Below are 12,254 nucleotides of genomic sequence, written 5' to 3'. Positions count from 1 at the left end.
GGCATGATTGTCAAGCATTTGGAAGAGATCACCGGCACGGAGAATGACGTTATCGCTGAAAACTGGAGAAGCCGCCGGATTCTTTTAAAACAGGACGGGATGGGGTTCTCTTTTCACGACACCATAATCCGCACCGGCACTGAAACGATGATATGGTACAAGAACCATCTGGAAGCGGTATACTGTATTTCGGGCCGGGGGGAGGTGGAGGTTATTTCTGACGGGCGCGTCTACCCGATTACACCGGGTACCCTTTACGCGCTGAACGGACACGAAAAACATTATCTGCGCGCACAAACCGATCTTCGTCTGGTTTGTGTGTTTAATCCGCCATGCACGGGCGGGGAGAAACACGACGAAGACGGGTCTTATCCTCTATTGAAGAATTAACGGGATTAAAGCGATACTCCGGCGGGTGTCGCCCGACAGCCCGAATCAGATTTTTTAAATATACCTCACCGTTACTCAATTAAGCCTTGCAGCTTAGCGCTACGAGGTTTTTTTCTGTCACCAGAGAGTGTATTTTTTACATTTGCAGGGGGGAAGGGGACTCCACAAGCTTGACCAAAGGCACCTGCACGTGACTCCGCGAGCCGTCGAGCGGGCTTACCGTCGCCTCGTTGTTCGCGGCGTCCAGGCTTTCTATCCAAACGGGCGACCCGTTAAACAGAACGTTGATAATGCCTTTGGACTCAACAATTTGTTGGGCTCTGTCAAAGTCCATTCGATCCAACCTCTTTCGCTGAAGTAGTCTGCTAATATCCTTCCCGGTTGGATAAGCAAAGATGAGCTTCTCCGGCAGGAGCAGATTATTAAAGTCGTTTTCAGGTATAATCTTACTTGCGCAGGCCATTCCCTCCGGCTTGACACCATTCCCTGCCAAGGATAATATAACAGGACAAGCAAGGGCATGCTTCTTTGTTGAAAGGTACCGTGATTATGATGACGCCTGAAACGTTCGTAAGGACTAATTTGGAGAGAATCACCGGGTCGTTGCAGATCTACGGCCAGTGGTTTGGGAGGCCGTATGACAACGTTCACCGCGCGGCTGAAGTCAAATGGGAGAATGACGTCCTTGCAATCCACTTTAGCGACGGGGAAGAATTGCAGGTGTGGAATCCCTCGCCGCCGCTGATTAAAGGCCGCGACTTCCTCATCGAGAAGGCCGTCCGCGTCAGATGGTCCTGGAACTTGTATGGTCTGGAAAGAACACCCGACAACCGCCGTTATTATGATTACGTTGTTGAGAAAGAATCCGTGCGGGTGAGCACGGATTATGATTATCACCAGTCCACTCAGGCCGATAGGAACCAGCCGGCCGTTGTACTGCACGCCTCGGTTTTCGTGGTATAGTTACGTTAAACTACCGCTGGAGCCAGGGAAGGGAAAATATGCCGAGAAAGATTAGAGATCACAAAGACGCCATGGGAGAAGACAGAATGATATTTAATTCTTTATGATGGATTATAAAAAAAGAAAAATAGTTTATTGGACGGCTATAATCTTTTTAGCTCTATTCTGGTATGTATTAACCGGGATTGAGTCCCGGCAGATGGGGCTTCACCCGTTAAGCAGGCGCCCTTTTTCGACGTTTGATTATATTCTTTTTGTTTTTATAATTGCGGGCTATGTTTTAATCCATATGTGGCACAAGAAATGCCCTGTATGTAAGAAGAAGATGTCGGGAAGCGCGTATTCTCCCCGGTGTATAAACTGCGGGTACGGAAAACCGCCGGAACACCCGGAGCGTTGATGTTTAGAGCATCAAAAGGAACGTTGGATCAAATACATGAAAAACAAGCCGTTTGAGTTCACCGCCAGGATGAGAAGTGTCAGATACGCATTGCGCGGGATATGGACGATGGTCCGGACCCAGCAAAACGCGTGGCTTCATGCCCTTGCCACGGCGGTTGTGGTAACGGCGGGCATCTTCTTTAATATCACAAGAGAAGAATGGAACTGGGTCATCCTTGCGATCATGGCCGTATGGACCGCCGAAGCCTTGAATACAGCCTTTGAATTCCTTGCCGATGCGACAAACCCGACGTTTCACCCGCTGATCGGAAAAGCCAAGGATGTGGCCGCCGGGGCCGTGCTGATTGCCGTGATCGGCTCGGTGGCTATCGGGTGCATTATCTTTGGGCCGCATATAATTGGATTGGTAAGATGAAACCTGAGCGAAACAAATCGAAAAAGAAAAAGAATTCTAGGCCGTCTGTCGGAGGGGATAAAGGGAAGAATGAACCGGTATGGTCGGTTTGGCGGAAAGACGATAACGGCAACGTTTTCCTGATTGAGAGCGGGCTGACCGAGGCGGATGCTCTGAAACTTGTGAAGGACTATGAAAGAAGAGGACATAAACAAACATACTGGGCCAAAGAAAAACAGCCGAATATCTGACCATCCGGATGTATTTATAATAAAAGGACATCAGGGCGATTTCCATAATAAGCTGATTAGTAAGAAAGTCCCTATTCCAGAGGTGAAAAAGCGATGATACAAACGCTCTCTCCAGCAGAAACCGAACTCTACCGGAGGGTGGACGAAGTACTGCACTATCTCTGGGACCCCCTTGGGGTGTCCGAAATCCCGCCGGTCCGCGACGAGTACTACTCCCATCTTTCTAACGTCTATAACCTGGTTCAAAACACCGTCGACGGGAAAGACATTGTGGATTATCTCTTATTTATAGAATGCGAATCGATGGGTATCAAAATCAGCGATAGGTCCCGGGACCGCGCGTCGGAGATAGCGCAGATTTTAATTGAGTACCGGGAACTGCTTAAGGAAAAACCGGCCCGCTAGGCCGTTACCGCGATAAATCATCCTAATATCACGCATACACGATACTCCAATGCGATTTAACTCCCCGAGCTTTTCCCTCGGGTTGACGCCATTCATTACAAATCATAACGGCATGTCACGTTAGCGCAAAGAAAAAGGGGCTGTCCCGAGCGACTTTCAGGACAGCCCCCAGGATATTCTCGTCCGTATATACTGCTTTTAGACGCCAACCGTTTATCGACCTGAATTGCAGGATGTGACCACAGCTATTCTAATGGATCGCTATCCAGCCGTAAATCATTGGCCAGACGAGGGATTTCGCGTTGTTAGCCCATACGGGATCGGCATGCCCGTAATCCAGACTTGGGTCCGACGGGTACAGCTTGACCACGTATGAGTTCTTGTCGGTGCTTCCGAGGAGCGATAAGGTGTGCACCCCGTACTCGCCGAATCCGCCGGCCGCGCCGATATAAAGCGCCGGGATCTTTATCTGACTCAAATAGTCGTCGTAAGGCACTGCAACCTTATCGGACCATAGCGCCTCCCCGTCGATGTCTTCGCCGATGCTCATGTAACCCGGCGTCGCGGCGGCGAGGTCAAGAGCATACCCGAAGGTTGTGTATGTCAGGTCGGTCGGGATTCCGGCGGAGTCGAATTTCCCGGCCAGGTAGTGATAGTAGGGGACAGGCGGCAGCGGCGTTGTAAGGTATGTCGCCGATAGGAGGAACAGGGCCGCCTGTTTGTTCGTAAACCCGGGAATAACCGGTGACGGGTCGTCAGGGGCCGTAGCCGCCAAATAGGTTATGATCTTTAATTGCGCCGGTTCGTCGCTGTAGTAGATTCCCTGATCGTACTTTTCCTTTGCTTCCAGGTACCTCTGGTACGCGGCGTCTTTCAGGTCCTGGTTTTGGGGTGAGAACTTGTAGACCATTTCCATCGGAATGATGCCCTTGAGGTCGCGGGACGAGTCCGGCAACTGCGTCTCGGCGTTGGCGTACGCGTAAGTAAACTGCGCGCCCCGGCTGATCCCCAGCATAAGCAGCTTGCCGGCGCCGCTCCCGGTCGAACCCCTTATCAGCCTGGCGAGTTTAACGCCGACTCTGATATCTCTTACGTGCAAAGCGGTGTTCCAGTTTTTCATGAACGAGAAATCTGTAGTTCCGTCCGGTACAAACGTCCACCGGCGGTCCACGCCCCAGACATCAATATATTTTTTCGCCAGGTAGATGCCGAGGGACTGGTCCTTGGGGACCTTGTTTGACAGTGTGCTGCATAAAAACAAGGTGTCGAAGTTGCTTGCGTCGCCGTGATTCATCATTACCGCTTTCGGCGCTGCTATGGGAACCCCCGGTGATTTTTCTTTAACCACCCGGTAAACGCCTATCTTGTCAAACTGACCGGGGCCCACCTTGAGTATCCAGGTGTATTTGTAGATGTCTTCAAAAAGTTGTTTTCTGGTGTACGAGACTAATGCGACATCGGTTCCGGTCGCCTGCGCCAAAGAATCAACCGCTTCTGTAACCTGCTTTCCTTCTTCGGACAGGTCCCCGTCTGCTGAAGCCAAGGAGAGTCCGGTGGCTGCAAACAAGCTTAGAACCCAAACCAGTATTGTTACCATCCCGAGGCGAAACAGTTTCCTTTTCATTATCTTATCTTCCTCCTTTTTGTTATGTCGCTTATTCGCTGACATTTCATGCTTACGGGTCATGGCATCATGCCTCGTCAAATATTATTTTGATATATTCGTATCGCATCCCCTCCTTGAAAGATGGATATATATACTATATACTACATAAATGTACATTTACTACCATTATAAAAATGTAAATACCTTATGTTGACAGCACTAAGTTTTTATCAATTATAAGCCAACGCCGATAATCAACCAACAGGCCGAAAGTCTTAAAAAATTTCTTCAGACGACCCTTGGGAAATAGGACTAAAGGTTGATGCTGATTTAAAACCCATAAAATTAAAGGGAAGCTGAAACGGATTAAGCGCCTGGAAAGGGGGTGCTACCGGCGTAAGCCGCCTTATCGCAAAAGGCAAAGAACAACCTGGAAAGGGAGGTTTACTAAGAGGTTACAACCACATCTAAAAGCAAATTTGTCGGTAGATGGAGAAAACCGCGTCCGGTCAATCAACCACTTTAAAAAAATACTCCGATGTCGTGATTTGTTTACGCTGAGTCCTCGGTTCGGCATGTTGATTATCCCGCGCTTTTCCCAGCGGGTTGACGCCATTCTTTACCAAAATGTATAATAACGGTTAAGAATTTGACAGGAAGCTCACATTATCGGGAATAAGTTCCGTTCCCAATATGATTAAAGAGGACAACTTAGGAGGTAACACGCCATGCCGTTGACCAAGATCGGGTGCTGCGCCGCGTATTGCGGCACGTGCCGCGAGCTTACGGAGGGCAGGTGCAGGGGCTGCAAGTCGGGTTACGACACCGGCGTAAGGGACCTCGCCAAGGCCAGGTGCAGAATGAAGGTCTGCTGTATCGGAAAACTCGGCGCCCAACGCACTTGCGCCGACTGTCCCGACTATCTCTCGTGCGGCATCATCCAGGGTTTTTACGGCAAGAAAGGTCACAAATATAAAAAGTACAGGGAATCCGCGGAGTTTATCAGAAGCCGCGGGTACGGGCCTTTTCTGCAGATCGCGGCCCAGTGGAAAAGGCCGTATGGAAAGTTTCACGGCTGAAAAAAGTGTGCTTAACGACAAAGGGGGAGAGCGGCATGCCGCCGGTTTTCTGGACGGGTAAGCTTTCGCCGGCGACGAAGATTATGGCCGACTTCAGCAATGCGCTTGCCTGGATTACCGGTGGCGCAAGAGACACGGCGGCCATGAAGCGGCGCATCAAGATGGGATACGACGGGGTAGTGACGGACGATGTCGCTCGCTACGACGCCGTCGGCCGCGAACATTTCACTGAGATAGCCCGGGTACTTCTGGAGCGCACACAGCTTGACGGGAAAACGGTCCTGGATGTGGGATGCGGCACGGGGAAATGGTCCGGGTGCTCAAACCGGGGGGCACTCTCGCCGTTGCGGCACACGGGCCTGAGTTTGTCCGCGAAGCTTTTGAGATAACCTTCAGGGCCATGCCCAAGAGTCTCACCCTAGGCTACCGGGTGGAATTCTGGCCGCGGCGGGAAAAAGACCTTTCGCGCATGTTCGGCATGGCCGGCCTGGCTGACGTCTCTACCCGGCGGCTGACTTGGAAAGAAAGCTTTGCGGATGGGGGCAAGGCATACGAATTTTTTGCCGCCACCTCATCGGCATGGTGGTACGCAAAAGTCCCTTCAGACAAGGTCCCCTCGGTTGCGAAAAAGCTTAGAAACGCTTTTGAGCGCAAAGCGGTAAAAGAAATCACCACAGATATCATCCTGGCCTATGGGCGCAAGCCATAAAACAGAATAATGCAATCATCTGCACTTTCCCCCTCGATTTGTACTATTGTATTTCGGAACTCTCCTGCAGCAAACCACTGGAAAAAAACCTGCCGGCGCGTCGCACATGATAGCAGTGCCCCGGGCCGACGCGACATCGGCTTGCCTGGAAGGAAAGATTATACGCTCAGGGAGCCCTGCTCTAAGAAAACGCCGGTTGTTCCGAATATGCGGTTTATCGTTTGGCAGAATTATGCTATTATTAACGTACTCGGCAACTCTTTAAGTAATGGAGGGGTAGATGTGAAAATGTTGCAACGGTACGTTTTATTGGTGGCGTTCGGCGTCTTTCTGGCGGGATTTGTTATGCCGGGACGGGCGTACGCCGATTGGATTGAGCTTCTTTATCCGGACGGAGGAGAAATCTTAGCCAAAGGCCGTACGTATAACATTACCTGGAACACTTTGTCCCCCGAAAAGGAGCATCATATCAATTTATCTACAACCGGGGGAGACATTTATCCGATCTCAATCGGCAGCACTACCGGCGGAAGTTTCTCATGGACTATCGGAGACGAAATACCTTTAACAACGCAGGCTAGAATCCGCATCACGGTGATCGCTTACGAAATCAGTGGCGTGCCTATTGCTGAGGCTGATACCAGCAATACATGCTTCACAATTGCACATGTCCCTGCTGCCCCCTCGAACCTCACGGCTACCGCCGAATCTTCCACTTCCATATCCCTCAGTTGGACCGATCGGTCTTCGGATGAGCAGGGATTCAGGATTCTAACTAAAAAGGCGGGTGGACCATGGGTATCTCTGCCTCCGGTAGGAGCTAACGTTACGTCTTATCTTAATACGGGCCTTTCCCCTTCAACCCAGTATTACTATAAGGTCTGCGCCTATAATGCCGCCGGTAATTCCGATTATTCCAATGAAGCAAACGCCACGACCTCTATTCCCAGCATTCTGTATCCGGGACTGCATACTTTTACCACCGCTCCGGCGGCCCCTTCGGACCTTACAGCTGCCGCCGAGTCTTCCTCTTCGATCTCGCTTGCGTGGACGGACAATTCCTCAGTTGAAACGGGATTTAAAATAATGAGGAAGACGGAAGGCGAAGCCTGGACAACGCTGCCCTTGCTTGAGGCTAACCAGACGTCCTATCTTGACGTGGGGCTATCCCCCTCGACCAGATATTACTACAAAGTACGCGCTTATAACACCGTCGGCGAGTCCGCTGATTCCAACGAAGCCGGCGCCACAACGCAGACGCCGCCTCCGTCCCCGCCGCCGACATCCACTGTGATCCGCCTTTACATCGGCAGCACCGAGTACTACGTGAACGGTACGCTGAACACGATGGATACCGTCCCGATGATCCGCGAAGGCCGTACCCTGCTGCCCATCCGCTATGTGGCCGAACCGCTGGGGGCCGGGGTTACCTGGAACGCGGCCGCGCAGAGGGCTGCCATCGTGCTGGGGGATAAAACCATAGAGCTTTCCATCGGCCGGAACCGGGCCGGCGTCAACGGGACCGAACAGTACATCGATCCGCTGAACCACAATGTCGCGCCCTTAATCGTTCCTCCGGGGAGGACGATGCTGCCGCTGAGGTTTATCGCCGAGACCCTGGGTTGCCGGGTGGAATGGAACGCGTCCACCCAGGAGGTGACCGTCACCTACCCGGCACCGTAAACCTTGATTTATCGTATCCTGCCCCTTTAGGAAAAGAGATTAAGGTCCGTATGCTGGCCACGAATTACCAATCCGGGGCTTTTACGAACCTTTTCTACGGATCGCGGCCAAGTGGCAGGGGCCGTACGGCAAGTTCCACGGCTGACGCGGGAGAAGCGGAAGGTTTAAGATGAATTATGATGAAGTTCACTGATTCCGGATCCGTGACTCAGGCTAACAGGCCGATGTGGTCGGTCTGGCGCAAAGACGATAACGGCAACGTTTTCCTGATTGAGAGCGGGCTGACCGAGGCGGATGCTCTGAAACTTGCGAGGGAGTATGAAAGAAAAGGACACAAATAAACATACTGGGCTGAAAAAGCCGGGAATGCGTAGCTAAGCGCCTCAAAACAATCGGGCGCTCTCCGGTTCGGACTAGTGTAATCTGAGTTCTTAACCTACGTTTTCTTCTGCCTGGTTTGACACCCCTCTTTCCTCAAAAAAGATGTGTCTAGTCTCTATCATGTCTTTTAAGAAGGGTTGCACTTCAAGGCGGAGGTTTTTGCTTTTTAGTGTAGAATCATCTCATCTAAGCTACTGAAAACTTACCAGGGATGGTGTGTAATGGGAGAAAGTTACTGTATCGAGTGCGGTGTGGCTGGAGTCGAAGTCAGGCCGGTTCCGAGCGGGGCGTTTGTCTGCCTCGGGTGTCTCAGCACGTATTCTAAGCAGTGGATAAGCCGGCATTTCCCCAAAGGTTCCGAAAAGGCCGAAGCAGCCGTTGACATCGCGCTCACCAAAATGGGCATGAGCCACAATGAAATGCCGTGTTCGACCCTGGTGGTCACCAGTTTTCCGGAAGCGAAGCTCCCGGAAGGCGTGGCTACCCAATGGAAATCGAAAAAGATCGATAGAATAGACCGGGACAAGGTGACGAAAGGGGACCTGATTTTCTTCATAAGCGACGACGGACAGGGTCGGATCAACCATGTCGGGATCGTGGTAGGTGTAAAGGAAGACGGCACGATATACTTCGTCCACGCCTCTCTTTCCAAGGGGGTCATTATATCCACGACCAAGCAGATAGGGGGCTACGGAAAATCTACGTGGGGGCAGCTTATCCACGGCTTTGGACGGGTAAAGGAATAATACAGATGTGAGAGGTAGTACGTTTGAAACCGACGAAGAATTACGAGAACTTTCCGATATGGATACCCCTGCTGGCCAACCTGGTTTCAATGTCAATCTATGCCCTCGGGGCCGCCATCCTGGTCGGGTTCAGCGTCTGGGCGGCCGCGGCGTACCTGCTGTACTGCCTCTGGGTAGAGGCGACAGTCCTTAAACGAAGCTGCGTAAACTGCTATTATTACGGCAAGGTCTGCGGACTGGGCAAAGGCAAGCTGTGTTTTCTGCTGCGCCGCAGGGGCGACCCGCAGAAATTCGCGGACAGGGACGTTACGTGGCTTTCCATGCTGCCGGATTTCCTGGTTTTTCTCGTTCCGGCCGTAAGTGGAATCATCCTTCTGGTAAAAAGCTTCGACTGGCTGCTCCTGGCGTTGGTGGCGGCCCTGTTCATACTCTCCTTCACCGGCAACGCTCTCATCAGGGGCGCCTTTGCATGCAAGTACTGCAAACAGAGAGAAATCGGCTGCCCTGCCGAAAAACTGTTCGGAGGGAAACAAACGTCCGGAAACCGGGCATAGATTGGATGCCTCTAACCAGAGAACCTCCTTATGGAATCCCATGGAAATTGCGCTGGCATTATCCCCCATGAGAGCTGTGCTACATGTCGACGGCGGCATCGGCTTGCCTAAATAGAGGTCGGATGTCACTTTTCCTTAAGCATGATCGACTTGAAAATGTGGTGCGCCAAGCCTGTCACTTTTTCGCATCCCTGATCAAGTTTCTTTGGCACCTCCACCACGGCGAATGGTATTGGTGCTGATTCGACATCGGGGATGTAGATCTTCTTAAACGGTAATTTTCGTATTGCGATTTACGGTAATTCTAAACCGGCGTTAACATTTCCTGTGTTGATCAAAACGGGGTAGGCTCACAGTTCCTAAACATAGAGCATATGATATTTATATAATGAAATATATGGAAGGAAGAGTAATATGGATAATGATTATAAGAACTATCCAAATTATAATCCATTAAGGGATTATGGGTCAGAACCCTTTGTGGTTAACATTGAGGAGGCTACTTTACGAAATAATAATTTCCGTACGGCTTTATGGACAGGAAGCTATTTGCAGCTTACCCTGATGTGCATTAATGTTGGAGATGATATAGGTTTGGAGATGCATCCCTACGTCGATCAGTTTATACGTATTGAACAGGGTCAAGGTCTTGTTATGATGGGAGACAGAAAAGATAATCTGTATTATCAGCAAAGAGTGTATGATAATTATGCAATATTAATACCCGCTGGTAAATGGCACAATCTGATCAATATAGGTCATACACCAATTAAATTGTATTCTATATATGCGCCACCTGAACATCCATATGGTACGGTTCATAGAACTAAAAAAGATGCTGAAGAGTACTACGGCTAAATAAATATATTAGCCAAGTCATGAGAGAAGGGGTGCCATGAGAGAAGGAGAGGCCTGTAAATAATATTTTGCTTTTGCCCTTGTACTACCACTCCTAACGCAGATAAGATTTCACCTTTTCCGGGAAGAAAATCGACAACTGTAACAGAATCTGTCCTCAGTTTTGAATTCGGCCGGTTCATTTTCGCAAGACGAAATCTCGGGGATACCATATTCAATTAACCAATTTCAGGCCAAAGTGATTCCTCTGAGTTGCGAAACTTCGTCTGGCGTTGTCAGGCTTGCTGCCTAATGATGTGGCTCCTTGAGGAAAATGTCCCAAAAAACTCCGCTGGCGTTATCCCACCGGAGAGCAGTGCTACGGGCCGACGCGACATCGGCTTGCCTCGGAGCGAACGACGGCGCTCTTATAGAGCCTTGCTTTACCTTTCCGATGTTTTCCGGTTAGGCTGTAGACACCGCTATTCCATCCAATCAAACAAATAACGTAATTATCGGCACGATGCGAGCGCCTGTTCGCTTAGCCGAGTCTTCGCCGTGTCCGCGTAACCGGCCCTCCGCAGAGCTCTCGTTGTGGGACAAACGCCAGCGAGCATAGGGGAAAAGGGGTTGTCATTAGGAGAATTGCTCTTATAACAAGAGTTGACTCCTGCAATGTCCTCCGCGCTTTTCCCCTCAGGTTGACACCATTGTATTCCAGTTATATAATAACGGCAATAATTGACAGGACATTTTATAGCGGGTGGGGTTCCCGTTAAAGTTGTGGGATCGAAGATAGGCATGTCTACCAATCAACTAAGCATGATTGGACTTCGAACTAGGATGTGTCAAAGAACCGCCCCTGTCACGCTCAGTCCTCTGTCACGCTCAAAAACCTGTAAAACCAGACAGGAAACATTATAGAGACTTTGTGAGATGAACCAATGTATATTTCAAAAGTAAGCATTCGCAATTTCAGAGTATTTGACAGCGAAGGCATTACAGCTTCTTTTAAAAAGGGAGTCAATGCGGTTATTGGCGAAAACAATTGCGGCAAATCTGCCCTTGTAGACGCATTAAGGCTTGTTTTTTCGGCTACATCATATCGGAAGGAAATATACTTCAACCTCTCGGATTTCCATATGGACAGCCGTGGGATACGAAGCAATGAGGCTTTTATTGATATTTATCTAGATGAAGTAACTCCAGATTTATTCGAGATTTGGAACCCTGAGGACACAACAAAAGGCGAATTTCATGTTCGTTATTACACCGTTCAAACAACGGACAGCAAAGAAAAAATACGTTACCAAATATGGGGTGGCCCTGTTGAGGGGAATGCTATCTCACCAGAAACCCTTGAGGCTATTCAAGTTGCATATTTGGGTGCACTCAGAGACGCGGAAAATGAATTAAAACCTGCACGAGCTGGCAAGCTGGCAACTTTGTTTGGTTCCATCGTAAACACAGATGAAGCAAAGGAACAAGTGATGTCGGCAGTAAAACTCGCAAATTCCAACATTGAAGGACAAGAATCCGTAAATCAGCTTCGGAAGGTCATTAATGACAACCTTTCCGTGCTTGAACAGGACTTGCTTCGGCAAAAAGTTGGCATTGGTTTAGTAGAACCGAAATTCGAGTCAGTTGCAGCATCTTTGAGGGCTTGGCTTAAACCTCGTTGGATTTATATAAAAAATGACAACCCTATACAGCACTAAGTCAGAGGAATTTATACCACTGATGAATGGACTAAATCTACTGATGCCGAAAGCGACGGTATTTATATTGATGTGTGGACATTAGAAAGTAAGGTGCTCAGCGAAAGAATAAAAGAAGCTCTCTCGTCTGAATTAA

At 49.8% G+C, this 12,254-nt stretch carries 15 protein-coding genes and 1 pseudogene; 14 read left to right on the top strand and 2 right to left on the bottom strand.

Annotated elements, in window-relative coordinates; all coding sequences use genetic code 11:
* The first annotated feature begins 3 nt into the window (after window positions 1-3).
* A complete protein-coding gene (locus tag AB1500_02070) occupies window positions 4-390 on the top strand; it encodes an ectoine synthase (protein ID MEW6181949.1) in 387 nt (128 codons plus the stop codon).
* A 136-nt stretch (window positions 391-526) separates the two neighbouring features.
* Here AB1500_02070 and AB1500_02065 read toward each other — a convergent pair whose 3' ends face one another.
* Window positions 527-724, bottom strand: a complete 198-nt coding sequence (locus AB1500_02065) for an H-type small acid-soluble spore protein (GenBank protein MEW6181948.1) — start codon at window positions 722-724, stop codon at window positions 527-529.
* 215 nt (window positions 725-939) lie between these two features.
* Between AB1500_02065 and AB1500_02060 the strand changes: the two genes are divergently transcribed.
* The 4 genes and pseudogenes from AB1500_02060 to AB1500_02045 all read left to right on the top strand — a co-directional run bounded on the left by AB1500_02060 (window position 940) and on the right by AB1500_02045 (window position 2,805).
* On the top strand, window positions 940-1,353 hold the full coding sequence (locus tag AB1500_02060) for a hypothetical protein (protein MEW6181947.1): 414 nt from the start codon (window positions 940-942) through the stop codon (window positions 1,351-1,353).
* 436 nt (window positions 1,354-1,789) lie between these two features.
* Window positions 1,790-2,170 (top strand): diacylglycerol kinase family protein, encoded by a 381-nt coding sequence (locus tag AB1500_02055; GenBank protein MEW6181946.1) that lies wholly within the window; start codon window positions 1,790-1,792, stop codon window positions 2,168-2,170.
* Between the two features lie 80 nt (window positions 2,171-2,250).
* Window positions 2,251-2,400, top strand: a pseudogene (locus AB1500_02050) (hypothetical protein).
* Between the two features lie 93 nt (window positions 2,401-2,493).
* Window positions 2,494-2,805 carry a hypothetical protein gene (locus AB1500_02045; GenBank protein MEW6181945.1) on the top strand — a complete coding sequence of 104 codons (312 nt, stop codon included), beginning with the start codon at window positions 2,494-2,496 and terminating at the stop codon, window positions 2,803-2,805.
* A 250-nt stretch (window positions 2,806-3,055) separates the two neighbouring features.
* Here AB1500_02045 and AB1500_02040 read toward each other — a convergent pair whose 3' ends face one another.
* Complete coding sequence (locus AB1500_02040) at window positions 3,056-4,429, bottom strand: hypothetical protein (protein MEW6181944.1); 1,374 nt, start codon at window positions 4,427-4,429, stop codon at window positions 3,056-3,058.
* Between the two features lie 710 nt (window positions 4,430-5,139).
* On the opposite strand from AB1500_02040, the gene AB1500_02035 reads away from it, so the two are divergent.
* From AB1500_02035 to AB1500_01995, 9 genes are all read left to right on the top strand, one after another.
* Window positions 5,140-5,490, top strand: coding sequence for a DUF3795 domain-containing protein (locus tag AB1500_02035; GenBank protein ID MEW6181943.1), 351 nt, complete (start codon window positions 5,140-5,142; stop codon window positions 5,488-5,490).
* Window positions 5,491-5,525: 35 nt separating this feature from the next.
* Window positions 5,526-5,879: a hypothetical protein gene (locus tag AB1500_02030; protein MEW6181942.1), complete on the top strand. Its 354-nt coding sequence runs from the start codon at window positions 5,526-5,528 to the stop codon at window positions 5,877-5,879.
* Complete coding sequence (locus AB1500_02025; GenBank protein ID MEW6181941.1) at window positions 5,807-6,199, top strand: hypothetical protein; 393 nt, start codon at window positions 5,807-5,809, stop codon at window positions 6,197-6,199. Before AB1500_02030 ends, AB1500_02025 begins: the two co-directional genes overlap by 73 nt.
* A 288-nt stretch (window positions 6,200-6,487) precedes the next feature.
* Entirely contained in the window at window positions 6,488-7,882 is a 1,395-nt protein-coding gene (locus tag AB1500_02020; protein MEW6181940.1) for a stalk domain-containing protein, read from the top strand.
* A 176-nt stretch (window positions 7,883-8,058) separates the two neighbouring features.
* Window positions 8,059-8,223 carry a hypothetical protein gene (locus AB1500_02015; GenBank protein ID MEW6181939.1) on the top strand — a complete coding sequence of 55 codons (165 nt, stop codon included), beginning with the start codon at window positions 8,059-8,061 and terminating at the stop codon, window positions 8,221-8,223.
* Window positions 8,224-8,484: 261 nt separating this feature from the next.
* Window positions 8,485-9,009: an NlpC/P60 family protein gene (locus AB1500_02010; GenBank protein ID MEW6181938.1), complete on the top strand. Its 525-nt coding sequence runs from the start codon at window positions 8,485-8,487 to the stop codon at window positions 9,007-9,009.
* Window positions 9,010-9,032: 23 nt separating this feature from the next.
* Entirely contained in the window at window positions 9,033-9,563 is a 531-nt protein-coding gene (locus AB1500_02005) for a hypothetical protein (protein ID MEW6181937.1), read from the top strand.
* Between the two features lie 414 nt (window positions 9,564-9,977).
* Window positions 9,978-10,421: a cupin domain-containing protein gene (locus AB1500_02000; protein MEW6181936.1), complete on the top strand. Its 444-nt coding sequence runs from the start codon at window positions 9,978-9,980 to the stop codon at window positions 10,419-10,421.
* Between the two features lie 923 nt (window positions 10,422-11,344).
* Entirely contained in the window at window positions 11,345-12,118 is a 774-nt protein-coding gene (locus tag AB1500_01995; GenBank protein MEW6181935.1) for an AAA family ATPase, read from the top strand.
* Window positions 12,119-12,254 lie beyond the last annotated feature (136 nt).

Source organism: Bacillota bacterium, from assembly GCA_040755295.1.
Lineage (GTDB): Bacteria > Bacillota > Desulfotomaculia > Desulfotomaculales > Ammonificaceae > SURF-55.
Note: the sequence above shows the minus strand (reverse complement) of the source record. Positions and strands in the feature narration are given on the sequence as shown.